Origin of the sequence: Nocardia sp. NPDC049707 (genome assembly GCF_040674855.1) — a bacterium.
In the GTDB taxonomy this organism is placed as follows: Bacteria; Actinomycetota; Actinomycetes; order Mycobacteriales; family Mycobacteriaceae; genus Nocardia.
This window is the reverse complement of the sequence record NZ_JBFANN010000030.1, coordinates 22,347-48,116: the sequence shown is the minus strand read 5'-3', so window position 1 is coordinate 48,116 and position 25,770 is coordinate 22,347. Positions and strand designations below refer to the sequence as shown.

Below are 25,770 nucleotides of genomic sequence, written 5' to 3'. Positions count from 1 at the left end.
CCGCGTTCACCGATCGAAGCCGCGGTAAACACCGTCGTCGTCGACGCTGCCGGCGTAGTCCTCGAAGTTCACGTTGGAGAGGAGGAAGTTGACCTCGACCTCGGCCATCGCGATCGGCGCGATCCGGAACACCGGGTCGCCGTCCCCTCGGGCATCCTCGTCGCTGGTATCGACCGCCAGCAGTGGGTGCTCGGGGTCGGTCATCGTGGTGGTGTCGGCGAGGAACACATAGGTCTGGCCATCGACCAGATCACCTAGGTCGGCGGGGGTCAGCCCGTCGAAGGTCACGTCGTCGACGGGTGTCAGCTCTGTCATCGTGTCTTCGTCGTAGGACGCGATGACCGCCGCGAGGGTTTGGGCCCAGGCCGCGTCGTCGGTGAAGTCCGTACGCACCAGAAGCGATTCGCCCTCGGGCAGAGATCGTGCCATACGTCCGATTGTGCACTACGGCAGCCGAACACCATGCGCCACCAACATCACGACGTCAAAAGTCGCCGATACGAAAATCCTCAGATCCGAGGCGACATCAGCTTCCACCGATGGGTGACGTCACAGAGCGCCGATAGAACCAGCCACGCCATCACGAAAAGTGGGCCATATCCCAGATTTCACCCTTACAGCCAGGCCGACCCACTCTGTAGCGAATCGACCCGAAGTCGCCGCCCAGTAGGACGCTGAACTCGTAGAGATCGTCTCGGATGCTGCGCGAGGCGTGGGGGCAGCCGACGAATTGTCGAGGGCGATGCGGGCGTCTTGGTCGGTAGCGAGCCAGTCGCCGAGGAACAGCGGCATCTCGGCGAGTTCGGTGGCGTCAAAGTTGCTGTCGGGCATCGGGTACCGGGGTGCCGGGGGGCGGAGGCGGTCAGGATTGTTTGTTATCGCCAGTGCAGATCACCGATCGCTGTGGTTTCCGATCCTCCGTCGGCGAAGACGATCTGGCCGGTCACGAACCGGTTGTCGGCGCTTGCCAGCCAGCAGATGAGTTCGGCGACCCATTCCGGTCGTCCGGGAAACCCGCCGAACGGCTGCGGTGCGGCGGTCTCGACGGCGTTACGAAGGTCGTCGTTGGCGAGAATGTAGGCCGCCCGGGCGTATCGACGACACCTGATGCGACGACGTTGAGCGCGATTCCGCAGCCGGCCCATTCCGATGTCGGGGCGACCCTGCGTACCCACCGGTTCAATGCGCGCTTGGCGACACCATAGCCGGCCGTCATGCCGCCGAGGGAGGGGTCGGCTTGCAGATGGGCGACAGCGGAAGCCTCGTCGCCGTCCAGGCATGCCTGCATGAGGCGCTCATCGGCCGGTGCAAGCGAGGATGTCGAGGATACGGCCACGGCCCGGGGTGCAGGGCTTTGCGTCAGCAATGGTCGGAGCCCTTGCAGCGTCGCGACGGCTCCGAAGTAATTCGTTTCCAGCATGCCGGTTTTGCCGCCGCCGGCGACGGCGAGTACTGCATCGATCGGACCGTAGGCGCCGACCTGGTCGATCAGCGATTGTCGACCGTCGACTGTGGACAGGTCGGCGTGAATGTCGGCGTCGTGGAGATCGCAGCCGATGACCTCGGCGTCGCGTTCACGTAGCAGCGCTGCTGTCGCCGCGCCGATTCCGGACGCAGAGCCGGTGACGACATATGTTCGTCCAGCGAACCCGTTATTCGACGCCATCATGCTCCCTTTCTAGCCAATTCGCCCCAACACGGTGGCCGTGCCGCCACCGACGCGGTCGTTGCCGGAAGGTTCCATACTCACATGTCGCTATTGCGCGGAGCCCGTGCCAGGGGTGTGATCTCCGCGTCGCAGTGGGATCGACAAGCCGATCGGCTCGAGCCGAGACTGTCGGCGATGAAAGCCGGTGCGACAGAATGTTGTCGCGTTCCTGTTTCTCGGTCTGATTTCCAGATCAATTCCGATACCACCAGGTCTCGAGGAACCGACGGCTCAGCGGATTCGGCGCCGGTTCGAGTGTCGGCGAGAACTTGTCCACCCGCGGGATCCGCCGATGCCCGCAGCGGCATGAGCAGCGGCTTGTCCACCGCGAAGTGCTCACCGACCGTGTGGGCGCGCCGATGCCGTCGGTGTCGTCATTGGCTGTAAGTGGTGTTTCTGCGGGTCGGTCGCCGCGCCGCACAGGAAGATGCGGCGCTGATCAGGACTTACCGGCGTGGACGCCCTTGTGCGCGTGGACGCTCTGCTCGACCCGGTCACCGAGGTTGGTATCGACGTTGCGCAGGTATTCGAAGGTGCGTTTCAGCACCGGCTCTGTCACACCGGCCAGGAGGTGGCTCACGATGTTGTCGACGAGGCGATCGCGGGCGGAGTCGTCCATCACCGTGCGCACCAATGTGCCCGCCTGGACCCAGTCGTCGTCTTCGCGGTGTCGGACGTAGGCGGTGCGCATGATCTCGCCATCGGCGTACCAGCTGGCCGGCTTGTAGTGCTCGCTGTCGGCGCGCGGACCGCCCTTGGAGTTGGGTGCGTAGACCGGGTCGGTGCGGTTCTGGATCCGCATCACCCCGTCTTTGCTATAGGTGTGCACGGGCACGACCGGCGCGTTCACCGGGATTTGCTCGTAGTTCACTCCCAGTCGGGCTCGGTGCGCGTCGGCGTAGGAGAACAGGCGTGCCAGCAGCATGCGGTCCGGGCTCGGCCCGATACCGGGCACCAGATTGTTGGGCTGGAAGGCGAGTTGCTCGATCTGCGTGTGATTGTCGACCGGGTTGCGGTCCAAGGTCATTCGTCCGACCTCGATGAGCGGGTAGTCGCTGTGCGGCCACACCTTGGTCAGGTCGAACGGGTTGAACCGATAGCCGGCGGCGTCGTCGAACGGCATGATCTGCACGAACAGCGTCCAACTCGGGTGCTCGTCATGCTCGATCGCCTCGAACAGATCACGGGTGTGATAGTCGGTGTCGGTCCCGGCGACGAGGTCGGCTTCGGTCTGGGTGAAGAACTGGATGCCCTGATCGGTCTTGAAGTGATATTTCACCCAGAACCGATCGCCCATGGCGTTGATCCACATGTACGCGTGGGAGCCGTAGCCGTTCATGTGGCGCCACGTGCGCGGGATGCCGCGGTCGCCCATCAGCCAGATCACTTGGTGCGCGGTTTCCGGGAGCAGCGTCCAGAAGTCCCACTGCATATCGTTGTCGCGCAGGTTGTTGTCGGCGCGGCGCTTCTGGGAGCGGATGAACTGTTGGAAGTGCAGCGGGTCCTTGACGAAGAAGATCGGTGTGGCGTTGCCGACCATGTCGTAGTTGCCTTCGCCGGTGTAGAACTTCAGCGCGAACCCGCGCAGATCCCGCACTGTGTCGGGGTACCCGCGCTCGCCGGCCACCTGTGAGAATCTGGCCACCAATCGGGTCGAGGTGCCCGGCTGGAACAGCGCGGCCTTGGTATACGCGCTGACGTCACGGGTGACCTCGAACCGGCCGAATGCGCCGCTGCCCTTGGCATGTGGCTGACGCTCGGTGATTCGCTCCCGGTTGAATTGAGCCATTTGCTCGATCAGATAGGCGTCATGCAGCAGAATCGGGCCGCCAGGACCGATGGTCAGCGAATACTCATCACTCTCGACCGGAATGCCCGAATCAGTTGTCAATTTGGACTGTGAGGTGGTCATGTCCTGCCTCTCGTTTGTGCAGAAACCTCCGAAAGTGCCCGATCGCGGCGGCCCGCCCATAGCCCGCAGATCAACCCCCGTCGCGGCATCCAATCGGATAACGCACCGTCACGCCCCGGATCGCCGCACACGGCCACGGCTGACAGCGCCGAATTCGCCGCCGCATCCTCAACTACCCTGCGGGAAGAATCGTACTCTTTCTCGATAGCGTGGCCAGGCACGATGGCTTACGAGTGGGTCCTCAGCCGCAATGGGCTGCGTCTGCCGCGGCGGGCCGCATAACGAGTTTTCCGGGTGTGCCCGGCAGCCGGCTCAGCGGGTGTTCGCCAACGCTGGTCGCCGGGCCGCGCAAAAATCCCGTGTGGTGCGGAGGGATCGGTGCGCCAAAGCTAGTGGGCTGGCTGCGACAACGCGCCGCCTCAGGTATCGAACATCGCGAAGAGGGTATTGAGACCTTCGGCCAGGAGAGGGTGCGTGAAGATCGCGTCCGCCATGGCGGTGTAAGTGAGTTTGCCCAGCATGGCGACCTGGATCATGGTCATGATCTCGCCGCCTTCACTGCCGAGGATCGCGCAGCCCACGATCTGGCCGTTGTCCGCGTCGACGACGGCCTTCATGAACCCGCGTGTCTCCCCGGTTTCGATGGCCCGGATGACGGCGCTCATCGGGAGTTTCGCCACCCTGATCGCGCGGCCTTGCGCCCTGGCCTCGCGCTCGGTCATGCCGACGCGGCCGAGCTGCGGGTCGATGAACACCGTGTAGGGGACGATCCGGTCCCGCGTGCTCGCCTTCTCGTGCCCGATGAGGTTGGCGTGCAGTATCCGGTAATCGTCGTAGGACGAGTGGGTGAAGGCCGGGCCGGCCGTGACGTCGCCCATCGCGTAGACGCCGGGGACACTGGTTTCCAGGTACTCGTCGACCTCGATGAAGCCGCGGTCGTCGAGACGAACGCCGGCCACTTCGGCAGTGAGCGCCTCCGTATTCGGAATGCGGCCGATGGCCGACAGCAGATGCGAGCCTTCGAGCTGTCGCTCACCGTCGTCGGTACGAACGTTCAGCCGTAGGCGACCGCCGTCGGCCGGCTCGACCCGGATCGGCGTCGACGAGGTCGAGACCGTGATCCCGTCCTCGCGCAAGATCGCGGCGACCTCGTCCGAGACGTCCTCGTCCTCACGCATCAGCAGTCGCGCGGCGCGTTGGATGATGGTGACCTCGCTGCCGAACCGGCGGAACATCTGTCCGAACTCCAGCCCGATGAAGCCGCCGCCGAGGATGATCAGATGCTCCGGGAGCTCGTCCAACTCCATGATCGACGTCGAGTCGAGCACGGGGACATCGCCCGCGCCGGTGACCGTCGGCGGTCTGGGCCGGGCGCCGGTGTCGATGACGATCACCGGCGCGCTGATCTGCCGCGTCCCACCGTCGGTCATGGTGATCTCGACCGACTTCGGCCCCGTGAAATGGGCCTCGCCTTCGATCAGGTCGAGCCCGTTGCGCGCCAGACGGCTCGCGTAGTTCTGCCGCGCGCCGGCGACCATGGCCCGTTTCCGCTCGCGCACCGCGGCCAGGTCCACCGATACCGGACCGATACGCACGCCGTACTCCGCGCCGCGGCGCGCCTGGTAGGCCAGGCGCGCGCTGGCGACCAAGGTCTTGGTCGGGGTGCACCCCCTGTTCACGCAGACGCCGCCGAGGTGGTCACGCTCGACGAGCGCCACCTGCTGGCCCGCCTTCGCCAGTTCGATGGGAAGGAACCGGCCGCCCTGGCTGGTCCCGATCACGATTGCGTCGTAGTGCTCATCGGCCATTGCGCTTTCTCCCCTCTCCGTCTTCCGCATCCGACACCAGCTGACGTACCCGTCTGCAGCGCACCCACATCATCGGCTGGTCCCCGACCATGTCGCGATCGACGATCACCGCCAGGTTGGCCGGTACGCCGCGGCCCCCTTTCAGGACTGTAGCCCCGCATTGATTGCCGCCGCTGCCATCACCATGTGCCCGTCGGCGCACTGGGTGTGCGCCGGGCTGGAAGGCGATGAGGAAGTGCGCCACGTTGCGCCGAATTCCCGACGAGATTCACCCCGACCCCGCAGCGCACCGGTATCGGCGAGCACTTCGGACGACTCCCTTTCGCAGCAAAAACAGCTGATCAAACGATGCTGTCAGTGTGGAGAAAGGACGTTCTGGGGAAACTTGCTTTCATAGTTGCCCGGCGGGTCGTAATTCGCCACGACATATGCCGTCGATCCGGTGCATACAATGCCGACCCCGATTTGCTTGCTGCCTTTCCACACCACCTGTGTGAAGTGTCCGGTCTTGTCGCTGAACCCGGGTTCGGTGAAGTTGTAGTCCTTGATCTCGGCGTACCAGTCTTCGACTGCTGTCGCGCCCGTGACTTCCATCCCCTCAGCCATATAAAGATTCTCGCCGTATGGGCCGCCAGAATGCTTGAAGGTCCCCGAGTTGGCCGGGTGAGGGCCCAGCCGCTGCGACGAGGTTGTCGTCATCGAACCTCGCCGATTCCGCGGCGAACATGTGAAACAATCGCACTGACAGTGCCTGTCCTGGTCTTGATTTTTGCGTGAAGAAGATCAATCATCCGAGTTCAGAAGGCGCTTTCGTCATTTCGACGCATACCTGCACCGCATATCACGTCGGTGGATCGAGGCTTGGCAAACAGATCGTCCAGGACGACCAGGTACATCGAGGTCGAAAGGAGACCAAGGCATGGCCGCTGTCGCTGACCTTGCCCTGGGGCTGGCGCCCATTGCCGGTGGAATGGCTCTCGGTGCGGCGGCGGGATATCTGAAGGGGCCCGATGTCCGCAAGGCGATCAAGCAGGATATGGAGCTGCTGGACCATATACCTCCGGAGGACGTGGCGCGGCGAGCCGAACTCCAACGGAGCATCAATAGCCGCATCGATGACCTGGTCGCCACCGTCCACCGATACCGGCCGTTGCGCATAGCGGCCGCCTCCTATCGCGGCGGCTGGCGCGACATCTTGCTGTTCATCAGCGCGATTCTGTTCACGGGAGTCTGGTGGAGCGTCGATCATCACAAGAGCAGCTGGCTACCGCTGTTCGTTGTTCTCATCGTGATTTCGGTATGGGCGGCCGCCTATGCGTTCAGCGGTCTCCTCCGAGTCTTACTGAGTTTTCGGCAATGGAAGGACTGATCCGCAGCATGCTGAGCTCGAGCGCCAGCGTATTCGTCAGGCTGATGGCGCGCCCGTATCGGACGCGCCATCGGCATATTCCAAGAGTGCGCGGCTACTGTAAGCCTGCCTCTAGCGCGCGGCGCAACACGGAATCGTCGTACATCGTGACACCGTCACACACCCGTCCGTCGCGGAAGCGGAAGCGATCAAGCCCCTTGAAACGAACCGGCTGACCGCCGACCGTGCCCGTGGCAACGAACTCTATGAACACAGTGTCGTCCTCGGCCAGGAAATCGACCACCTCGACCTTCAGCCCGGGGATGCGTTGCGTCATCGCGCGGATGTGTTCTTGGTACGCGCCGATGCCGACGATCTCGGCCGGCTGGCCGACCCAGGTGCTACGCAGGTCCTTGGTACCGATCTGCGGAACGAGATCCGGGTCCGGAGCCGCCCAGAACGCTTCATAACCGGGGATGAATCCGCCACCGATGGTGGGGCGCACCGACGCCAGCCGGATTCCGGTCTGTTCACAGAACGTCGCGACATCGAAGTAGCCCACGTCGGATATGAGCAGGCCGTCGTCGCGGAAAGTGCATACAAAGGTGACCGGGATATCGACGACCCGACCGACCTGTGCGCCCAGCCCGAGGAAGTCCGTGGCGATCGTGCCGCCGAACCGTCCCCATGCGACCGCGGTGTTCTCGCCGTAGGCAATTCCTTCGAATTCGCCGTGATAGTTGGGAAGCGCGGTGAACAGCGCCTGGTAGAAGCCTTTCAGCGGCTCGTGGCCCTGGACCGGTTCACCGAATCCGATGCTCTGGTAAACGCCATCGGGCGCATAGGCCGCGGCGACGGCATCCGCGTCATGTGCATTCTTCGCCGCGGCGTACGCCGCTGTCGCGGCGGCAAGTTCACTGCGATTCATGCCGACACCTCCGTTCGGGTCATCCAGGTTCGACTGGTGACGTGCGGATTTTTGGTCATCAGATCGTCTCCTATGTTTGTGGCTCGGATGGAAATCGATTGCCGAGAATGCGATCCGAAGATCTCGAATTCGGCATCGGCCCGCGGCTTGCCCTGCTCGCGCGTCAGCAACGCCATGAATTCCTCGGCATGCTGCTCGATCAGGTCGCCGATCCGGGACACGGCGGCTTGCCGGTCCGCCAGCGGCGTCCGTGACCAATCGAGAAACGCAGTGCGCGCCGCATCGATCGCGTGATCCAACTGCTCCCGCGACGCATCCGGCACCCGTGCGATGTGGGTCCTGTCGGCCGGATTGAACGATCCGAATGTAGTGGGCGCCCCGCAGAGCTGCCCGCCGATCGTCATCAGGTAGTCGCGATGGAAATCAATCTCTGGTGAGCCACGTCGATCCGAAACGACGGCAGCGTCGACAACCACGGCCAGCCTCCTTCTTCATTGTCGGCCAGTGATGACGGACACACTCCCAGACAAAGATAATGCTGTCTATTACCTGGTATGTAATATCTGCGATCCAACGCCCCGGCGGCCCGCATCGTCCTGGGCCGTTCCGCACCCTCCGATCCCAACTCCACTCCTGTGGAAAAGCGACGCATGCGGCGAGAATGCGCACCGAGCGATGTATCTCATCGAAGTAATGGCCGTGATGACTGGTCGAGCCCGAGCTGCCATGAGTACCATGTCGTCATGGCGCCCATCGCACCGCAGCAAACAGTGGGCGGGCTCATTCGCGAGTGGCGTATGCACCATCATCTGAGCCAAGAGGAGCTGGCTCTCCGGTCGGAGCTGTCGCAGCGACACCTGAGCTTCCTGGAAAACGGGCGGTCACAGCCGAGCCGCCGCACCATCGTCCGGCTGGCCACCGCACTCGATCTTCCGCTGCGTCATCGCAATGACCTGCTCTTGGCCGCCGGGTATGCGCCGATGTATGCCGAACGCACGATCGACGATCCGCAACTGGCCTCGATCCGAGAAACGCTCGAACTCATACTCAACGGACATGAGCCCTATCCGGCGTTCGTCATCAACCGGAACTACGATGTGATCGCCGCCAACCGCAGCGTCGAGGTGTTCGTCGAAGATCTCCCGCCCCATCTGCTGTCTCCGCGGCTGAATGTGGTGCGCGCCTGTCTACATCCGGAAGGGCTGGCGCCACGTTTGCTCAACTTCGAAACGGTCCACGCCAATCTTCTTGCCCGCTTGCATCGCGATCTCGCTGCCACCGGCAGCACTTCGGCCCGCGAACTGATAGCGGAGATAAGCCAGTACCCCGGGCCGGATCCCTCGCACGACCCGCTCAGTGGTCCACTCGATATCGCTACCTCGCTGCGCCTGCGAACCAGCCGCGGAGAATTGGCGTTCCACGCCACGATCGCCACCTTCAGCACCGCTTTCGACATCACGGTGGCGGAGTTCGCGATCGAATCGTTCTTTCCGGCCGACGCGGCGACAGCGGCAGCGCTCCGTGCCACGATCGGTCCGACGAGCCAACCGTCGCCGCCCTTGGCGGCGATGGCGTCGCAGGGTGACGGCCGGCCATTGGTATAGGTGATTCCACGGTTTTCGTGTGTCCGCCGTGCGGTTGGTGGCATCGAGATCTTGCGCTGCCGCGGCTGACGCCGCAACGGTCCGCCGCGCTCGACGCGAAGCGCATCGCGACCAACGACGACGTCGCTGGAGCGGGTAGATAGCGAGACCATTCCCCAGCCGCTGCGCTGTTGTTGTGAAATCCGCTGTGCGGATCGACTTCTCAGGTCGAGAGGTGACACGGCGCAGCGGTGCCACCCCTCGATTCACTTCGACACGCAAACCTAGATGTAGGCGCAGGTCCGGGGACAGCACGAAGGTATGGTGAGCAGTCCTGGTCCGGTGAGTGGACCGCCTGGGTGTTTTGGAGGCGTTCGACGATGCAATCGGTACTGGGCAAGGCGCGGTTGCTGCTCGAAGCCTTCGATGCGGATTCGGGGGCGTTATCGCTCACTGAGCTGGCCCAGCGAAGCGGAGTCGCCAAGGCCACGACGCATCGGTTGGCGAGCGCCCTGGTCGAGTGGGGTGTCCTCGAGCGCATCGGGACGAAGTACAGCCTTGGCATGCGACTGTTCGAGCTGGGGCAGTTGGTGCCTGCGCGACGAGTACTCCGGGACGCAGCGCTGCCGTACCTGCAGGAACTCCATGCTGCGACGACCGCGACGGTTCATTTCGCGATCCGGGATGGCTTCGACGTGCTCTACATCGACAAGATCTCCGGGCACGGCGCGGTCGAGATACCGTCGCGTGTCGCGGGGCGGCTGCCGCTGTATGCGACGGCGACGGGCAAGGCGATTCTCGCGTTTTCTGCTGGGGATGTTGTCGAGCAGGTGGTTGGTAACGGGCTTCCCTCGATCACTCGACGAACGGTCGCATCGGCGGCGCATCTGTACCGCCAGCTCGACACCGTCCGGCAGAACAAGCTGGCGGTGGAGGCCGAGGAATTGCTGCTCGGCGTGGTCAGTGCGGCAGTACCGGTGTTCGACCACCATTCGGTGCTGGTGGGAGCGGTCGGACTGTCCACCTCTACCGACCGGATGAACCTCGGCAGGGTGTCCGGTCCGCTGAAGTCCGCGGGTCTCGGGATCAACCGGACACTGAGCTCTCTCGGGCGTTCGGCGTAAGGCACGTTGTGTGCGAACGCCGCCGGCCGGCCATCGCCAGTGCGAAGAACCCAAGCGTCGCGACGCCGTCATCGCCACTGCCACGGCAAGGCTGGTGTTCCCGGTGATCGCAATGGACATGGTGGGTTTCGGCGCCAGCGCTGCGGTGCGAAGCAGCGGCGGTGGCATCGGTGGTGCGGGACTTTCTGGCATCCATCGAGGTCGAGCAGTCGAATGTAGACGCTGCGGAACGGGTCCGTTGACCGGACCATGTGACGTGTCTCTCGTCGCACCGGTCCCGTAGCGTCGCAACATCAGGCGAGCGCACCGCTCCTCAGCACATGTGGAGCGATCCTACTGCTCGCCCGACCCACCAGGAGGCACCCCTTGACGACAGCTACCCGAGGATCCGGTGGACTCGGACCGGTAGTACCCATCAACTCGGCCGGTCAGCAGGCGGGCGGGGACATGTCCTCCGTTCTGGGCAAGGCCCGCCTGATTCTCGATGCCTTCGACAGCGAGCGCAGCGACCTGTCACTGACGGAACTCGCCCGACGCACCGGCGTCGCGAAGGCGTCGGTGCACCGGCTGGCCGGAGAGCTGGTGGAGTGGGGCCTACTCGAACGAGCGGGAACGAAGTATCGGCTCGGGCTGCGACTGTTCGAGCTCGGTCAGCTGGTGCCCCGGCAGCGAATCCTGCGCGACGCGGCACTGCCATACATGGAGGATCTCCTCCTGGCCACGCAGGAGACGGTGCACTTCGCGGTTCGCGACGGTATCGACGTGCTCTACATCGAGAAGATCGTCGGGCATCGCGGACTAGACCAGCAGTCGCGTGTGGCAGGCAGGTTGCCGCTCTACTGCACGGCCGCCGGCAAGATGATCTTGGCGTTTTCGCCCCAGTCCGTTTTCGACGAGGTCGTCGAGCAGGGGTTCACGGCACTCACCAACCGCACCACGATGTCCGTCAGCGTCCTCCGGCAGCAACTCGAGCGGATGCGCAAGGATCAGCTCGCCGTCGAGGTCGAGGAGACCCGACTCGGCTACATGAGCGTTGCCGTCCCGGTGTTCAGTGGCCCTCGGGTGCTGGCGGGCGCGCTATCGGTCACGGCGCCCACCGCCCGGCTCAATGTCAGTCGGATCACCGGCGCTCTCCGAACTGCCGGCGTCGGAATCACCCGAACCCTGCATGCGATGCGATGCACCCATTCGCCGGGCAACGTCGCTGGTGGTGACGGCGCGTACAGCGCGGCGATGTGTTCCTTCAACAGGTGCGGACGATAGCCCCGGCCCGAGAGGTCATCGATCTCGCATCGGTCGGAACCCTTGCCGCGAGGCATCCCAGGTGTCCGGCCGAACACCGCGGAAGCGCAGTTCCTGCTTCCGTACCTTCCCCGTCTCGGTGAGCGGGAGCTCCGCCACCCGGTCGATGTAGCGGGAAGTGCGAAGTAGGCCAGGTTCTGCTCGGCGAAGCGCAACAGATCGGCGGGATCAAGGGTGATTCCGTCCCAGGCACGACCGCCGCCATGACCTCGTCCTCGGCGAGGGTGGATGGCACCGGGACCACCGCCACCCGCCCGACGCCGGGGTGCTGGGACAGTACCGACTCCACTTCGGTCGCCGAGATGTTTTCGCCGCGTCGGCGGATCACGTCGTTGGTGCGATCCACGAATCGGAACCAGCCGTCGGATCCGCGGATCACCCGGTCTCCGGTGTGCAGCCAAGAGCCCTCCGGTGGTCGGGTCACCCGGATATCCTTCGGCGAATCCGCCGCGACGTAGGCTGCGGACCTCCAACTCGTCGACGAGCGGCGGAAGAACGCTCAGGAATTCCGTGATCAACGAGGGGTCGAAGGCGTTAGCTGGCGGACGGTCGATAGTGATCGTCGCGATTCCCTCCGACACGGTTGGTCGGAGGAGCGCGGCCGGGAGTCCGGGTTGCTGGGGCATCGAGTACGTACCTCGATGTGCAGAAGTGACGTTCGAACAGGTTTGTTGACGAGTCGGTATCGACCCATTGGCCGATCTGGGACACGAATGAGGTTCGGTGAGCAAACCACCTGCGAAATCCGGTGGGTGTTCGCGCGTGATCGGTCAGCTGAGCGGACCGAATGACTTGACACGTCACTGTTACCTAGGGCACCGTGCCACGTAAGTGCCGCACGGTAGCGGCGCGGCACGAACCTGACGGAGGCACGCCGATGACCCAGCCCATCGACGGGAGAGTTCGCGCAGATCGTAGTGGTTGCGGCACGGTTGCCAACCGGGCGTGCGGCCGCCTGCCACGAAGTCCGCGACGACGCATGACCGCACCGCATGCGCTTCCGCGATTCAGTGCGACCGATCAGGTCTTGCACCAGGCCACACGGCACACCGTCCAGTAAGAGACCCGTCGGCGCGATCTGTGTCCGGCATGCGGCGTCCTCGGCGCGCCCGACCTTCTTGAGACAGCCGAGAGGAAAGAAACAAAGATGAGGAAAATCGTTTCGTTGGCCGCGGGTTTGGTGGCCGCGGTCGGTATCGCGTCCGGTTCGGCGGGCGCGGAGCCTGGTGTTGAGGACGGTGCGGTCGGTTTCACGGCCAATGCGACCGATACCCAGTCGATCGTCACCACCGATGCGGGTTCGATGGTCGTGGAGGAGGGTATTTTCAAGATCAAGTCCGTGGGCGGCACCACGCTGGCGGGTATGCCGCTGACGTTCCGGGTCGATGACTTCGAGTTCCCGATCGCGGCGGATATCGCTGATCGGACCGCGACGTTGACCCCGCAGTTCGACATGGCGCACGCGAGCTACAAGCCGGTCGCGTTGCCGTTCGAGGACAAGGCGCCGTGGAAGACCGATTACGACCGTGAGCAGGCTGCTTGGTCCCGGATGACGAGCACCATTTCGATGGGTGCCACGATCGGCACCCTGGTCGGTGGTATCGGTGGCGGGGCGGTCGGTTGTGTGCTCGGTGGTATCGCGGGTGCGACCATCGCCGCGGGCACTATCGCTGGTCTGTTCGGTCCGTTCATCCCGGCGGCGGCCGTGGGCTGCCTGGTGGGAATCGCCGCGGTCGGTGCGCTGGGCACCATTGCGGGTCAGCTGTTGGTGACCGGCCCGGTTGCCATTGGTGCGGCCATTCAGTACTTCGCCACTATCTCCGCGCCGCCGGTGGCACCGGCGAAGTAGGTAGTGGGGAAGATCCCAGTGGCGTTCGCTGGGGACACCGGACCCCGTTCGGCCTTGCGGCCGGGCGGGGTTTTCGGCTGTTGGCGGTCGGGATCGCGGCCTGCCCGTGTCGGTTGCGGCGAGGCCGGGCACGCTCCGGAGGCCAGCACGCAGCGCACCGGCCGGACCGCCGGCACGTGGGCCGCTGTCGCCGTCGCAGGTGCACCGCGCCGTAACCTGCCGTCGGAGTCCGCGATCATGTGCCGCCTTGACGGGCTGCCTGATTTGCTGCGGGCAGACCCACCACTTCGGCGTCGGTGCGCAACCGCCCGCGAGACCAACAGCTCATGCCGCAGGACACCAGGTCGAACCGACAATGCCCGATGGACCGATCGCGCCGGAGGCGGGCAGTTTCGTCAGGGCGGGAGCAGTAGATCACCCAGCGCCGTCGCGCCAGTGGATTCGGCTGACGGCGGCATCGTCGCTCGCGAAGGCGCCGATCCGCCTGTCCGGCGGAGTTCAGAGAATGGCTTGCTCACAGGTGCTGTCGGTGTTTACTGGGGGGAGCGGTTCGGGTCGCCCACCCTTCGATGGCGGTTGGAGGTGTGTATGCCGGTATGGCGACTGCGCGAATTTCGTGACGCTGATCTGGATCAGGCGATTCAGATCTGGGAGCAGAGCCGGATAGCCAGTTCAGGTGAGCCGGTGTTCGCTTTGGCGGAGGTGCTGGCGTCCGCTCGTGCTGGGCAGCCAGCGGTGGTAGCCGAGGTCGGCGAGGAGATCGTCGGTATGGCGGTCGCGCAGATCCAGGGCGAGCGTGCGTGGGTCCTGCTGGTGGCGCTGGGGACGCAGTGGCGACGGCGCGGTATCGGCAGTGCGTTGCTGACCGAACTGGAGCGGCGGCTGCGCGCGGATGGCGTGCGGCAGATCTGCGCGCTCGTCCCCGAGGGCGCCACCGGATCGGTCGCGTTCGAGCATTCCGGATACGTACGCAGGACCGGTCTCGTCTACTACGAACTGGTCGAGCCGCTGGCACCCGCCCAGGCCAGTTTGCTGAACGAGCTGGGCGGGCGGCTGCTGCCACCCGGGTTATGGCAGTCGATGGCCGGGATGGACCGGGAGAAAGAGATCATCGAACGACGGATCGTGCTGCCGTTGGCAAACCCCGATGTCGCCGAGCGTTATCGGGTTCGGCCACCCAAGAGCGTGATTTTGTTCGGGCCGCCGGGCACCGGAAAGACCAGCTTCGCGAAAGCGGTCGCCTCACGGCTCGGGTGGCCATTCGTGGAGTTGTTCCCGTCTCGGCTGGCCGCGACGGCGAGCGGTGGGCTCGCGGCGTCACTACGTGAGGTGTTCGCGGAGTTGGGCGAACTCGACGAACTGCTGTTGTTCATCGATGAGGTGGAGGAGATCGCCGGTGCGCGTGAGGGGACGGCGACCAGTCCGGCGCATGGTGTGACGAACGAACTACTCAAGCTGATTCCCGTCTTCCGGGAGGACTACAGCCGCTTGCTGATCTGCGCCACCAACTCGGTCCGCTCGCTGGATTCGGCGTTCCTGCGGCCGGGCCGCTTCGACTACGTGATACCGATCGGTCCGCCCGATGAGCCCGCGCGCAAAGCGATCTGGCAGCGCTACCTCGGCCCCGCAGCCGAGACTATCGACCTCGACCACCTGGTCCGTTCCACAGTCCACTTCACCCCCGCGGACATCGAGTACGCCGCCCGTGCCGGGGCCCAGTCGGCGTTCGAACGCGCGATGCGTGAGGAAACGAGCGAACCCGCCGACGTCGATGACTACCTGACCGCGATCACCAACACCCGTCTGACGTTGACACCGCGGATTCTGACGGCGTTCGAGCAGGACCAAGCGAACTACACCCGACTGTGAGATCCGGCCTTACATTCGGTTCACTCCGAGTCGGTGCATAGCCGCCTGTCCGTTCGCTGCCTCAGCCGTTGCCGTAGATGCGATCCGGGATGACGAGAACGACTGCGCGGCGCTCGGCAGCCATGACCCGGTCATATTCGTCCCAGTCGTCGTGCGTGCCACCCGCCGCAGTGAAAACCTCCCGCAGCAACTGCCGCAGCCGTTCGGCGTCGATGTCCGGCACGGGGTCGTCGGGACCCGCGATCCACACCGATCCCTCAACGGCCGCCCACGCCCAACCGACACGGACGACAACCGTCATCCGCGCCCGAACACGGAGATTGTCCAATTTGCGCGTACCACCCCGGACGACCATGCCCACCACGGGCTCGCCGGTCTGCGGGTGCGCCAACACACCCGCGTTGACGAGCGAGGACTGCACAGTGCCATCGGCCCGCGCGGTCGAGACGACACAAAGGCCGTGATCGCCGGCGATCAGCCGAGCGAAATCCGCGATATCGCTCACGGCCGAAGTCTACGGGCCGCGGGCGGACCATACCCGCCTGCCGCCGCCCATCCGTGCAACCGCATTACGTCGCCGAGGTCTATCTCCGAGCCTGGGCGAAAGCTGCCGGGCAGGTCTCCTACCGCCGCCGGGGCGGCACTGCGATCACACCCGACACGTCACTGTCCGGTCGACACGCGGCCTGGCATAGCGGACGAGTTCGCCGCGTCGGACCGTGATCTTGCCGGACGTGGCGAAGGCGGGATTGCGCGAGGACACTGAAGGCGTAGCCGCGAATTCGACTCCAGGAGCAATGTGATGGCACCTGATGGGCCTTTTGGGATCGATCCGGAAGAATTCGAACGGGCGTTGCGGGAGGCGGGGATCGAATTCCGTGACCTCCTCGGAAAGGCCGCCGAATACATCGATCGCACAAGCGTGAGTACGCTGGCGTCGCTGCTGGGTCAATTTGTTCAGCCGGAGCGCACGCGGCCACCGGAACCGGAGGGCGAGACCACCGGCGAGACCGGCAGTGGAGTGTGGGTCATCTACAGCATCGATGACGTCGGCGAGGCAAGGGTCGAGCAGGTTTTTCCGAGCGAGCTCGAGGCCTTGCGCGCGCATCGCGACAATACCGACGAACGCCGTCGCGTGCGGTTCCTGCCCTACGGTGTCCCCACAACCGCGCTGGGCACCTGAGTGCGGAGCTTTGATTTGGATGGCAGCGCAATAGGTGAGCTGCCCGTGTCAGCGACGCCCACGTACTTCGCCGGCGGACATCGCTGCAGCTAGGACCATGAGCCCGGCAGGCTCGGATGGATATTGCCCTAGTAGGGAGTTCAGGGCTCGGCGCTTGGCTGTTCTGTGCAAGGAGGCGGCGTACCTGCTGCTCGTCGCAGACGATCGCTGAGCCGCTGTACCAGCCGGCGCCGCCGCCATCGGCGGCGCCGGCTGCGCGAATGTGGGCCATCCGCTCTGCGTTCAACGAATATCTACCGTCCATCAGGCTGGTATCGCGACGATCGCTTGAATCCAGCCAGTGCATGTCGATCCACTTCGGTGGGACGCTCACCCCGTCCGGGCTGCTGGCCAAAGATCGGTTTCACCGTTTGTGCCGACGACGGCCTCGGCCCTATGGAACGAAAGTGTGGTGAACGGCCGGAACCCCCTCATCAGGATCCGGCCGTTCACTTCCGCTCTGCAGTTGCGTTCTCCTCGTGTGCCTATCGGCCGATCCGGAAGCTGAATGTTCGCCGTACCGGACCATGTTGTGCGTTACTGCGCGTTCGGTAGCAACTTCACGTGTTCCGGGCATAGTTCATCGACGCTCTTGGCTCCGATCAGCGCCATTGTCGACTCAACCTCGGAGGCGAGGATCTCGATGCACTTGCGGACGCCGGCCTCGCCGGCGGCCATCAACCCGTACAGGTATGCCCTGCCGACCAAGGTGAAGTCGGCGCCGAGGGCGAGCGCGGCAACGATGTCGGCACCGTTGGTGATCCCTGAGTCGAGCAGAATGGATGACCGGCCCCGGAGGGTGGCGGCGACGGCGGGGAGGACGTGCAGAGGGACGGGTGCCCGGTCGAGCTGGCGGCCGCCGTGGATGGACAGGACGATTGCGTCGGCCCCGTGGTCTACGGCCTTGACCGCATCATCGACGGTTTGAATTCCCTTGACGACCAGTTTGCCGGGCCAGTGTTCGCGCATCCACGCGAGATCGTCGAAGGTGACCGAGCTGTCGAGCATTCCGGTCAGTGCTGATTTGTCGAGGTCACCGCTTCCGTAGGCGAAGCTGAGGGGTTCAGTGGTCAGGAAGTTGAACCACCACGCCGGCCGGTAGGAAGCGTTGAGGAGGGTTCGCGGTGTGAGTTGAGGTGGAACCGTCATCCCGTTTCGGAGGTCTCGTAGGCGCCTCCCGGGTACGGGGACATCAACGGTCAGGAAGAGGGTGGTGCAGCCCGCTGCGGCGGCCTCGGTGACGAGCTCGATGCTGCGTTCCCGGTCACCGAGCAGGTAGAGCTGAAACCAGTTGTCACCGTTCGGAGCGGCCTCCTGCACTGCATCGTAAGAGGTCGTACCGAAGCTGGACAGCGTGTACGGGACGCCGTATTCGGCGGCTGCGCGCGCTACAGCGGTCTCGCCGGCCGTGTGCATCATCCGAGTGAAACCCGTGGGTGCGAGACCGAACGGGAGCTTCGCGCGAATACCGAGAACTTCGACCGAGGTGTCGATGGTCGAGACATCGCGCAGGATTCTCGGCTGGAACTCGAGTTCCCTGAAGGCGCGTCTAACGCGCTCGAGGCTCACTTCCTGCTCGGCGGCGCCGTCGACATAGTCGAACGGTCCGGCAGGTGTGCGGCGCCGGGCAAGCCTGCGCAGGTCATCGATGGTGTGAACGCGGCTGAGTCGGCGTCTCGTCGCGTTCATGTCGTGGGACTTGAACTTCAACAGCGGGGCCAGTTCCGCAGGCCGTGGCAGCCGCCGCGTGAGCCGGGGGCTTCGAGGTAATGCCATTCGCACGACGATGCAGGCCACCCGGGTTCCTGACAATGACTACTTTCTCAACAGGTAATTCAGTTGTGCCCTTATACAGCTCGATTCCAACCCCACTGTTGTTTAGTGATCCTCAATAAGTTATCGAGATAATTGTCGTTGCCTGTACATACGCCGGGCGAACAAGATGAGGTTCCAGTCACATCAGGTTAGGGATATGAGCATGGACACAGGGGTCGCCGCTGTCCCCGGCGCAGTAAAGAGCAATACCGCCGACAGGAAGCAGATGAGACGAATTCTCGCCTCGAGCTTCCTGGGTAGCGCTATCGAGTTCTACGACTTTCTGCTCTACGCTACGGCTGCGGCAATTGTCTTTCCGAAGATCTTCTTCCATGGTCTGAGTCCCGCGATGGCCTCGTTCGCTGCCTTCGGCACGTTGGCCGCCGGCTACACGGCTCGCCCACTCGGGGGGATCGTCTTCGGTCACTTCGGTGATCGCGTCGGGCGCAAGGGCGCCCTGATCGTCTCGATGCTCGCCATCGGTTTCGCTACCGTCACCATCGGCCTTCTGCCGAGCACCGCACAGATCGGGCCCACAGCGGTGGTGCTGCTGCTCCTGCTCAGGATCCTCCAGGGTCTGGCCGTGGGCGGCGAGTGGGGCGGGGCGATGCTCATTGCCATCGAACATGCGCCCGGAGGTAAGCGAGGTTTCGCGGCCTCGTTCGCCAACCTCGGAGCCCCCGCGGGGTCGCTGTTGGCGGCCGGCGCCATGCTGCTTGCGAGTCTGCTGCCGGACGAGCAGTTCTTCAGCTGGGGTTGGCGAGTTCCGTTCCTCGCGAGTGTGGTGCTCATCAGCATCGGTATGTTCGTGCGGCTGAGGATTTCCGAGAGCCCGATGTTCCAGCAGTTCGAAGTCGAAGCGGAGAAGCGGCGTATCCCGATCATCGAGGTGCTGACGCGCCACCCGCGCAACGTTGTCCTCGGGCTGCTCGTAGCGATCAGTCAGCTGACCATTTCGGGGATGGTCGCGGTCTGGGCGGTCAACTTCGCCGTGCAGAACGGGGCGGGGAAGACCGATGTTCTGAACGCGAAGACACTGTCGGCGATCGTGTTGTTCCTGTTCACCTTCGTCTCCGCCCGGGCGTGTGATCGGCTCGGGCGCAAGCCGATCATGGGCGCGGGGATCATCGCTGCCATAGCGTTCGCCTATCCCATGCTGTTGCTCGTCCAGAGCGGCTCGGCGTTTTCCTTTGCCATCGCCATCATGGTCGGGCAGGCGATTCAGGGAACGATCCTGGGGCCGCTGGCGGCGTTCCTCGCCGAGCTGTTTCCCACGAAAGTCCGGTTCACCGGCGCATCGCTGTGTTTCCAGGGAGCGTCGACACTGGGCGCCGGCTTCACTCCCGTCATCGCTGCCGCGATCGTCGCAGCGACAGGTGGAAGCGTTGCACTGGTGGGCATCGCGTGGATCGCGGCACTGGTGGTGTGCTTCATAGCTCTGCTGAAGTCGCCGGATGGGCAACGGCAAGACCTCGCCGAAATCCGGTGAATGTAAGTGAATTTCGCAGGAAAGCAAACGTGCACCCGAATCTGCCGGCTTGTTCCAGGGCCGGCAACATGAAGAAGGTTTCGATGGATTATCAGCAGCCACGCAAGGTTCGGCCAGTCGCAAATTCGGTTGAAGAGGAGCGTGCCTGGCGCAAGCAGAGTCTGGCCGCGGCGTTCCGGCTGTTCGCCGATTTCGGGTTCAACGAGGGCGTCGCCGGGCATATCACCGCGCGAGACCCCGAACTCACCGACCATTTCTGGGTCAATCCGTTCGGGATGTCGTTCTCTCTGATCAAACAATCCGATCTCATCTTGGTCGACTCGGCGGGCAAGGTGGTCGAGGGAGACAAACCTGTCAACATTGCTGCGTTCGCTATCCACTCCCAGATCCACGAAGCCCGGCCGGATGCTGTCGCGGCAGCGCACTCCCACTCGCTCTACGGCAAGACGCTGTCGGCGCTGGACCAACGTCTCGAGCCGATCACACAGGACGCCTGCGCCTTCTACCAGGACCACGGCGTGTTCGAAGAATTCAACGGTCTGGTATTCGACCCCGACGAGGGCAAACGGATCGCACACGCGCTCGGCGACGGCAAGGCCGTAATCCTCCGCAACCACGGGTTGCTCACTGTCGGCAACACCGTCGACGAGGCGGCATGGTGGTTCATCTCGATGGAACGCTCATGCCAGGCTCAGCTCGCTGCCTACGCCGCGGGCAAGCCACTGCAGATCCGTCACGAGGTCGCCGAAGCGACCCGCAGCGAGATCGGCACCCCAGGTGCCGGATGGAACTGCTTCCAGCCGCTATACGACCGGATCGTCGCCAAATACCCCGACATCTTCGACTGAACAGCCCTCCGCGCGCACCTGCCGTCCCGTGCGGCCGTTGAGCCGGTCACCGAGGTCGGCTCGGACATGGACGTCCGACGGTCAGACGGCAGGTTCGAACAGGACACCAGAAAGTACTTCATGAACAACATCGTCGAGACGGACGTCGTCATCGTGGGCGCCGGACCAGTTGGACTCACCGCGGCAATGGACCTGGACGCCCGCGGGATCTCCACCGTCGTCATCGAGAAGCGCCGGTTCCTCGAGCCCCCGAACGTCAAATGCAACCATGTATCCGCCCGAACCATGGAGCGCTTCCGGCGACTCGGGATCGTGCAACAGGTCCGCAACGCCGGCCTGCCTGGCGACCATCCGCACGACGTCTCCTTCCGCACCACCATGACCGGCCAAGAATTGACCCGGATCCAGATTCCGGCGCGCCAATTCAGATACACCTCGACCGACGGCCCCGATACCTCCTGGGCGACGCCGGAGCCACCGCATCGCATCAACCAGACCTTCCTGGAACCGATTCTGATGCGCCACGCCTCGGAACTGCCTCATGTCACTCTGCTCAACGAAACGCTCTATCACGAGTTCGATCAGAGCATCAACGGCGTCGAGGTCGCTGTGTCGGATCTGGATGGCACGAACCGGCGTGTGATCCGCGCGCGCTTTCTCATCGGCGCCGACGGTGGTCGGTCGATGGTCCGCAAGCAGATCGGCGCGAAGCTCTCCGGTGATCCGGTCCTGCAATACGTCCAGTCCACATGCATCCGGGCGAAAGACCTCCACAGCGTCATGTCCGGCGAGAAGGCCTGGGGCTACTACACACTCAACCCGCGACGCAACGGACACATCTACTCCATCGACGGTGAAGAGGTCTTCCTTGTCCACAACTACCTGACCCACGAGGAACACGAACGGGAGTCGGTGGACCGCGACCGGGCGATTCGGACAATCCTGGGAGTGGACGATTCGTTCCACTACGACATCATGTCGAAGGAGGACTGGGTTGCGCGTCGGTTGGTGGCCGACAAGTTCCGCGACGGCAACGTGTTCATCGCGGGCGACGCCTGCCACCTCTGGGTTCCCTATGCCGGCTATGGCATGAACGCCGGCATCGCCGACGTGTTGAACCTGACCTGGGTAATGGGGGCCTACCTCGGTGGATGGGCCGACCACGCGATCCTGGACGCCTACGAATCCGAGCGGCTGTCGATCACCGAGCAGGTCTCCAAATTCGCGATGGCTCATCAACGCAAGGTCGCTCAGTCCGACGTCCCGGCCGAAATCGAAGACGCGACCGAACAGGGCCGGAAGGCGCGTGATTCCCTGGGGCGAGCTGTCTACGACCTGAACGTCCAGCAGTTCGCCGCCGCGGGCCTCAACTTCGGCTACAGCTACAACAATTCGCCGATCATCAGCTACGACGGCGATGTGCCGCCCGCCTACACCATGGGCGACTACACGCCGTCCACTGTGCCGGGCTGCCGGGCCCCGCATTTCTGGCTGGAGGGCGATGTCTCGCTGTACGACACCTTCGGCCGCGGCTACACGCTGCTGTGCTTCGGCGCCCGCAGCGAGGCCGAGCCGGTGGTCGAAGCAGCGGCGAGCAGCGGGGTGCCACTCGAAGTGGTCGAGATTCCCATCGGTTGTGCGCCGGAGGTCTACCAGCACCGCTTTGTCATCTGCCGCGAAGACCAGCACATCGCGTGGCGGGGCAATGACCTGCCGTCCGACCCGGGTGCACTCATCGAAATGCTGCGTGGCGGCCACGGGGCCAGTCCAGAGCGGATGTCTCGCGCGACTGCGGATGCGGTGCGGGCCTGAAACACGACGACCCGACACCTGCACACCGTTGATCTGCCGAACAAGAAAGTAGAGAAATGCCCGAAACCGGTGGAGAACTGCTCGTCGAGCAGTTGATCAGGGAGGACGTGAAGACGGTCTTCGGCGTACCCGGCATTCAGCTCGACTACGCGGTCGACGGTTTGGCGCAGCACCGGGACGAAATCCACTTCGTGTCCGCTCGTCACGAGCAGGGCGCAGCCTATATGGCCGACGGCTACGCTCGGGTAGCCGATCGGCCCGGGGTCTGCATGGTCGTCCCCGGCCCGGGCCTGCTCAATGCCGGTGCGGCGCTTTCCACGGCCTACGCGGCGAACAGTCCCGTGGTCTGCATTGCTGGACACATCCCCTCACACACCATCGACCGAGGGCTGGGGATGCTGCACGAGATCGAGAATCAGAGCGGGCTACTTGCCTCGCTGACCAAGTGGAACGGGATCGCCCGAACCCCTAAGGAGATCCCCGGGCTGGTTCGTGAAGCATTTCGTCAGGTGTCCAGCGGACGGCCACGACCGGTCGGTATCGAGATCCCGCCGGACGTGCTTGCCGCTGCGACCACCGCGAAGCCGCTGGAACCGGTCGGCTTCGGACTGGCCGTGCCGGAGGCCGAGGACATCGCGCAGGCCTCGGCGCTGTTGCGATCCGCGCAGCGTCCGGTGATCTTCGTCGGCGGTGGGATTCGTAACAGCAAGTCCTCACGCGCCCTGCAGAACCTCGCGGAGGCGCTCGGTGCACCCGTGGTGATGAGCCGGAACGGAAAGGGCGCGCTGAGCGCCCGGCACCCGCTGGCCCTGTCACGCCTTGCGGGTATGCGAGTGATCGAACACGCGGACGTCGTGCTGGCCGTCGGGACCCGATTCGTGACCATGAACGGGCAACCGGTACTCACACCGGGAAAGCGCCGTGTCATCGCACTGAACGCCGACCCGGCCGACACCGCTGCGCCACGAGAATTCGATGTCCGCATCATCGCCGACGCCTGCGCGGGGCTGGAAGCCTTGACCGCCGAAATACCGGCCGGGCGGGCAATGCCGGACCTGGAGAAGTTCCGCGAGTGGGAGCGAGGGCAGCTGTCGCAGATCCAACCGCAGCTGACCTGGCTAGAGGCGATCCGAGGTGCTTTGCCCGATGACGGTGTGCTGGTAGAGGAACTGACCCAGATCGGCTACGCCGCGCGCCTGGCCTACCCGGTCTATGAACCGGGCACCTACATCACCCCCGGATACCAGGGGACACTCGGCTATGGTTTCCCGACCGGGCTCGGTGCTCAGGTCGGAAAGCCCGGCAGCACCGTCGTATCGATCAATGGTGACGGTGGGTTCGGATGGAGCCTGCAGGAACTGGCCACTGCCGCCAAATACGGCATCGGCTTGGTCACCGTCGTGTTCAACAACAATGCGTTCGGTAACGTGCAGCGGATCCAACAGGAAACCTTCGGCCGCAACATCGGAGTGGACCTGAAGAACCCCGATTTCGCGAAGCTGGCCGAGACATTCGACGTCTCCTTCGAGTCGGCCGCGACACCCGACGCGCTGGCGTCGATCATCCGTGGTGCTCACGGGGCGCGTTCACCGTTGCTCGTCGAAGTGCCGGTCGGCGAGATGCCCTCGCCGTGGAAGCTCTTGGCCGAACCCCCGGTCGGGGCCGCCGAGACGGCGGACAGGTGAAACCTGTGCGCAGCGCAACCGTGACCGCGGACCGCAGCTATATCGATGGCCGGTGGTACTCCGACGACATCGAAGAATTGCACCATGTCGTCGATCCCGCGACCGAGGATGTGTGTGCCACCGTGCGGCTGGCCAGCCGAGCCGCAGCCGACGCTGCGGTCGAGGCTGCCCACCGTGCCCTGCCGTCATGGAGCTCCATCTCGCCCGCCCAGCGCGCGCAGTTGCTGCGGCGCATCGCCGAAGAGATGCGGCTTCGACAGGACGATCTCACCGACATCATCGTCACGGAAGTCGGCATGCCGCGCGCTGCGGCCTATCACGCCCAGGTAGGCGCGGCGATCGCAGCTTTCGAGGATGCCGCCGCATTCCTACCGGATGCACTGGCGGTAGCGGAGGTTGGCAACGCCGTAGTTATCTCAGAACCTGTCGGTGTTGTGGTCGCGATCACACCCTGGAACTTCCCGCTGTTCCAAATTGCACTGAAGGTCGCGCCAGCGCTGGCAGCCGGCTGCACCGTGGTGCTCAAGCCGAGCGAGGTCACTCCATTGAGTTGCCTCGCACTGACGGAGATCGTTGACGGCATCGGGCTACCACCGGGAACGCTCAACGTGGTTCTCGGCCGCGGCCCCGACATCGGTGCCGCGCTTGCGGAACATCCGCTGGTCGACATGGTGTCCCTCACCGGCTCGACTCGTGCTGGCCGTTCGGTCGCCGAGGCCGCTGCGCGTTCACTCAAGCGGGTGTCCTTGGAGTTGGGTGGGAAGGGTGCGTTGCTGGTCCTCGATGACGCCGATCTCCAGGCGGCAGTGCACTACGGCGTCGAGCGTTGCTTCAACAACGCAGGCCAGACCTGTGCAGCGCTGACGCGACTACTGGTACCCGAGGACCGGATCGCCGAAGCAGAGCAGGTCGCGGCCGCGGCCGTCGCCGCGCTGACAGTCGGAGATCCGTGGGAGCAGGAGACCAGAGTCGGGCCACTGGTTTCGCAGGCGCAGCGAGATCGCGTCCGCGGGTTCATCGAACGGGGACTGGCGCAGGGTGCCCGGCTTGTCACCGGTGGGCCCGAGGCGCCCTCGGGTCTGTCTCGGGGCTGGTTCGTCGAGCCCACAGTCTTTTCCGATGTCGGCGAGGACATGGAGATAGCGCGTGAGGAGATCTTCGGGCCGGTTCTGTCGATCCTGACCTACCGAAACGAGGCCGACGGTATCCGCCTTGCCAATAACACCGCTTATGGTTTGGCCTCTGGTGTATACGGGGGTGCCGACACCGACCGGGTGCTACGCGTCGCCCGACAGATCCGAAGCGGCTGCGTATTCGTCAACCATGCTGCCCTCAACATGCAGGCGCCCTTCGGCGGTGTCAAACAATCGGGTTACGGACGCGAACGCGGCCTGCACGGAATCCGTGAGTATCTCGAGACGAAGTCGCTGATCGGCGCTCGTGAGCCATTCTCGGACCGCTAGAACTC

22 protein-coding genes and 1 pseudogene are annotated in these 25,770 nt (G+C 64.4%); 12 read left to right on the top strand and 11 right to left on the bottom strand.

Annotated features, from left to right (window positions below; genetic code table 11):
- Nucleotides 1-6: 6 nt before the first annotated feature.
- The 6 genes and pseudogenes from AB0J29_RS24580 to AB0J29_RS24555 form a co-directional block, all read right to left on the bottom strand.
- The gene (locus AB0J29_RS24580; RefSeq protein WP_364790576.1) at nt 7-429 is read right to left on the bottom strand and encodes a hypothetical protein; all 423 of its coding nucleotides are present in this window, start codon (nt 427-429) and stop codon (nt 7-9) included.
- 446 nt (nt 430-875) lie between these two features.
- Nucleotides 876-1,145, bottom strand: coding sequence for an SDR family oxidoreductase (locus tag AB0J29_RS24575; protein ID WP_364790573.1), 270 nt, complete (start codon nt 1,143-1,145; stop codon nt 876-878).
- Nucleotides 1,145-1,666 (bottom strand): annotated as a pseudogene (locus tag AB0J29_RS24570) (short-chain dehydrogenase); the annotation flags it as partial. The gene AB0J29_RS24575 and the pseudogene AB0J29_RS24570, both read right to left, overlap by 1 nt.
- A 481-nt stretch (nt 1,667-2,147) precedes the next feature.
- A complete protein-coding gene (locus AB0J29_RS24565; RefSeq protein WP_364790570.1) occupies nt 2,148-3,620 on the bottom strand; it encodes a catalase in 1,473 nt (490 codons plus the stop codon).
- 419 nt (nt 3,621-4,039) lie between these two features.
- The gene (locus AB0J29_RS24560; protein ID WP_364790567.1) at nt 4,040-5,428 is read right to left on the bottom strand and encodes a mercuric reductase; all 1,389 of its coding nucleotides are present in this window, start codon (nt 5,426-5,428) and stop codon (nt 4,040-4,042) included.
- Nucleotides 5,429-5,782: 354 nt separating this feature from the next.
- Entirely contained in the window at nt 5,783-6,127 is a 345-nt protein-coding gene (locus tag AB0J29_RS24555) for a CAP family protein (protein ID WP_364790564.1), read from the bottom strand.
- 220 nt (nt 6,128-6,347) lie between these two features.
- On the opposite strand from AB0J29_RS24555, the gene AB0J29_RS24550 reads away from it, so the two are divergent.
- On the top strand, nt 6,348-6,797 hold the full coding sequence (locus tag AB0J29_RS24550; protein ID WP_364790561.1) for a hypothetical protein: 450 nt from the start codon (nt 6,348-6,350) through the stop codon (nt 6,795-6,797).
- A gap of 94 nt (nt 6,798-6,891) precedes the next feature.
- On the opposite strand, the gene AB0J29_RS24545 is transcribed toward AB0J29_RS24550, so the two are convergent.
- Both AB0J29_RS24545 and AB0J29_RS24540 read right to left on the bottom strand, forming a co-directional pair.
- Nucleotides 6,892-7,704 carry a nuclear transport factor 2 family protein gene (locus tag AB0J29_RS24545; RefSeq protein WP_364790558.1) on the bottom strand — a complete coding sequence of 271 codons (813 nt, stop codon included), beginning with the start codon at nt 7,702-7,704 and terminating at the stop codon, nt 6,892-6,894.
- Complete coding sequence (locus AB0J29_RS24540) at nt 7,701-8,180, bottom strand: aldehyde dehydrogenase family protein (RefSeq protein ID WP_364790555.1); 480 nt, start codon at nt 8,178-8,180, stop codon at nt 7,701-7,703. Before AB0J29_RS24540 ends, AB0J29_RS24545 begins: the two co-directional genes overlap by 4 nt.
- Nucleotides 8,181-8,447: 267 nt before the next feature.
- Here AB0J29_RS24540 and AB0J29_RS24535 point away from each other — a divergent pair, with 267 nt between their 5' ends.
- From AB0J29_RS24535 to AB0J29_RS24525, 3 genes are all read left to right on the top strand, one after another.
- Nucleotides 8,448-9,308, top strand: a complete 861-nt coding sequence (locus tag AB0J29_RS24535; RefSeq protein ID WP_364790552.1) for a helix-turn-helix transcriptional regulator — start codon at nt 8,448-8,450, stop codon at nt 9,306-9,308.
- Nucleotides 9,309-9,667: 359 nt separating this feature from the next.
- Nucleotides 9,668-10,411, top strand: coding sequence for an IclR family transcriptional regulator (locus AB0J29_RS24530; protein ID WP_364790549.1), 744 nt, complete (start codon nt 9,668-9,670; stop codon nt 10,409-10,411).
- A 366-nt stretch (nt 10,412-10,777) separates the two neighbouring features.
- Complete coding sequence (locus tag AB0J29_RS24525) at nt 10,778-11,674, top strand: IclR family transcriptional regulator (RefSeq protein WP_364790546.1); 897 nt, start codon at nt 10,778-10,780, stop codon at nt 11,672-11,674.
- Here the strand turns inward: AB0J29_RS24525 and AB0J29_RS24520 are convergent.
- The gene (locus AB0J29_RS24520; protein ID WP_364790731.1) at nt 11,655-11,957 is read right to left on the bottom strand and encodes a hypothetical protein; all 303 of its coding nucleotides are present in this window, start codon (nt 11,955-11,957) and stop codon (nt 11,655-11,657) included. The two genes, AB0J29_RS24525 and AB0J29_RS24520, sit on opposite strands and share 20 nt — an antisense overlap.
- A gap of 903 nt (nt 11,958-12,860) precedes the next feature.
- Here AB0J29_RS24520 and AB0J29_RS24515 point away from each other — a divergent pair.
- Both AB0J29_RS24515 and AB0J29_RS24510 read left to right on the top strand, forming a co-directional pair.
- Nucleotides 12,861-13,562 (top strand): hypothetical protein, encoded by a 702-nt coding sequence (locus AB0J29_RS24515; protein WP_364790543.1) that lies wholly within the window; start codon nt 12,861-12,863, stop codon nt 13,560-13,562.
- A gap of 588 nt (nt 13,563-14,150) precedes the next feature.
- Nucleotides 14,151-15,431, top strand: a complete 1,281-nt coding sequence (locus AB0J29_RS24510; protein ID WP_364790539.1) for a GNAT family N-acetyltransferase — start codon at nt 14,151-14,153, stop codon at nt 15,429-15,431.
- Between the two features lie 61 nt (nt 15,432-15,492).
- On the opposite strand, the gene AB0J29_RS24505 is transcribed toward AB0J29_RS24510, so the two are convergent.
- The gene (locus AB0J29_RS24505; protein WP_364790536.1) at nt 15,493-15,936 is read right to left on the bottom strand and encodes a pyridoxamine 5'-phosphate oxidase; all 444 of its coding nucleotides are present in this window, start codon (nt 15,934-15,936) and stop codon (nt 15,493-15,495) included.
- Nucleotides 15,937-16,233: 297 nt separating this feature from the next.
- Here AB0J29_RS24505 and AB0J29_RS24500 point away from each other — a divergent pair, with 297 nt between their 5' ends.
- Nucleotides 16,234-16,614 (top strand): hypothetical protein, encoded by a 381-nt coding sequence (locus tag AB0J29_RS24500; protein ID WP_364790533.1) that lies wholly within the window; start codon nt 16,234-16,236, stop codon nt 16,612-16,614.
- Between the two features lie 576 nt (nt 16,615-17,190).
- Here the strand turns inward: AB0J29_RS24500 and AB0J29_RS24495 are convergent.
- Nucleotides 17,191-18,429, bottom strand: coding sequence for an alpha-hydroxy acid oxidase (locus AB0J29_RS24495; RefSeq protein ID WP_364790530.1), 1,239 nt, complete (start codon nt 18,427-18,429; stop codon nt 17,191-17,193).
- A 196-nt stretch (nt 18,430-18,625) separates the two neighbouring features.
- Here AB0J29_RS24495 and AB0J29_RS24490 point away from each other — a divergent pair, with 196 nt between their 5' ends.
- The 5 genes from AB0J29_RS24490 (at nt 18,626) to AB0J29_RS24470 (ending at nt 25,765) form a co-directional block, all read left to right on the top strand.
- On the top strand, nt 18,626-19,957 hold the full coding sequence (locus AB0J29_RS24490; RefSeq protein ID WP_364790527.1) for an MFS transporter: 1,332 nt from the start codon (nt 18,626-18,628) through the stop codon (nt 19,955-19,957).
- 83 nt (nt 19,958-20,040) lie between these two features.
- Nucleotides 20,041-20,805, top strand: coding sequence for a class II aldolase/adducin family protein (locus AB0J29_RS24485; RefSeq protein WP_364790524.1), 765 nt, complete (start codon nt 20,041-20,043; stop codon nt 20,803-20,805).
- A gap of 120 nt (nt 20,806-20,925) precedes the next feature.
- Nucleotides 20,926-22,617, top strand: a complete 1,692-nt coding sequence (locus AB0J29_RS24480) for an FAD-dependent oxidoreductase (RefSeq protein WP_364790521.1) — start codon at nt 20,926-20,928, stop codon at nt 22,615-22,617.
- A 56-nt stretch (nt 22,618-22,673) separates the two neighbouring features.
- On the top strand, nt 22,674-24,302 hold the full coding sequence (locus AB0J29_RS24475) for a thiamine pyrophosphate-binding protein (protein ID WP_364790518.1): 1,629 nt from the start codon (nt 22,674-22,676) through the stop codon (nt 24,300-24,302).
- 5 nt (nt 24,303-24,307) lie between these two features.
- Entirely contained in the window at nt 24,308-25,765 is a 1,458-nt protein-coding gene (locus tag AB0J29_RS24470) for an aldehyde dehydrogenase family protein (protein WP_364790515.1), read from the top strand.
- The last annotated feature ends 5 nt before the right edge of the window (nt 25,766-25,770 follow it).

Bases quoted from the DNA above. Each gene is read 5' to 3' on its own strand.
- AB0J29_RS24580 (WP_364790576.1), bottom strand. From the start codon at position 429: ATGGCACGATCTCTGCCCGAGGGCGAATCGCTTCTGGTGCGTACGGAC.
- AB0J29_RS24575 (WP_364790573.1), bottom strand. From the start codon at position 1,145: ATGGGCCGGCTGCGGAATCGCGCTCAACGTCGTCGCATCAGGTGTCGT.
- AB0J29_RS24565 (WP_364790570.1), bottom strand. From the start codon at position 3,620: ATGACCACCTCACAGTCCAAATTGACAACTGATTCGGGCATTCCGGTC.
- AB0J29_RS24560 (WP_364790567.1), bottom strand. From the start codon at position 5,428: ATGGCCGATGAGCACTACGACGCAATCGTGATCGGGACCAGCCAGGGC.
- AB0J29_RS24555 (WP_364790564.1), bottom strand. From the start codon at position 6,127: ATGACGACAACCTCGTCGCAGCGGCTGGGCCCTCACCCGGCCAACTCG.
- AB0J29_RS24550 (WP_364790561.1), top strand. From the start codon at position 6,348: ATGGCCGCTGTCGCTGACCTTGCCCTGGGGCTGGCGCCCATTGCCGGT.
- AB0J29_RS24545 (WP_364790558.1), bottom strand. From the start codon at position 7,704: ATGAATCGCAGTGAACTTGCCGCCGCGACAGCGGCGTACGCCGCGGCG.
- AB0J29_RS24535 (WP_364790552.1), top strand. From the start codon at position 8,448: ATGGCGCCCATCGCACCGCAGCAAACAGTGGGCGGGCTCATTCGCGAG.
- AB0J29_RS24530 (WP_364790549.1), top strand. From the start codon at position 9,668: ATGCAATCGGTACTGGGCAAGGCGCGGTTGCTGCTCGAAGCCTTCGAT.
- AB0J29_RS24515 (WP_364790543.1), top strand. From the start codon at position 12,861: ATGAGGAAAATCGTTTCGTTGGCCGCGGGTTTGGTGGCCGCGGTCGGT.
- AB0J29_RS24510 (WP_364790539.1), top strand. From the start codon at position 14,151: ATGCCGGTATGGCGACTGCGCGAATTTCGTGACGCTGATCTGGATCAG.
- AB0J29_RS24500 (WP_364790533.1), top strand. From the start codon at position 16,234: ATGGCACCTGATGGGCCTTTTGGGATCGATCCGGAAGAATTCGAACGG.
- AB0J29_RS24495 (WP_364790530.1), bottom strand. From the start codon at position 18,429: ATGGCATTACCTCGAAGCCCCCGGCTCACGCGGCGGCTGCCACGGCCT.
- AB0J29_RS24490 (WP_364790527.1), top strand. From the start codon at position 18,626: ATGAGCATGGACACAGGGGTCGCCGCTGTCCCCGGCGCAGTAAAGAGC.
- AB0J29_RS24485 (WP_364790524.1), top strand. From the start codon at position 20,041: ATGGATTATCAGCAGCCACGCAAGGTTCGGCCAGTCGCAAATTCGGTT.
- AB0J29_RS24480 (WP_364790521.1), top strand. From the start codon at position 20,926: ATGAACAACATCGTCGAGACGGACGTCGTCATCGTGGGCGCCGGACCA.
- AB0J29_RS24475 (WP_364790518.1), top strand. From the start codon at position 22,674: ATGCCCGAAACCGGTGGAGAACTGCTCGTCGAGCAGTTGATCAGGGAG.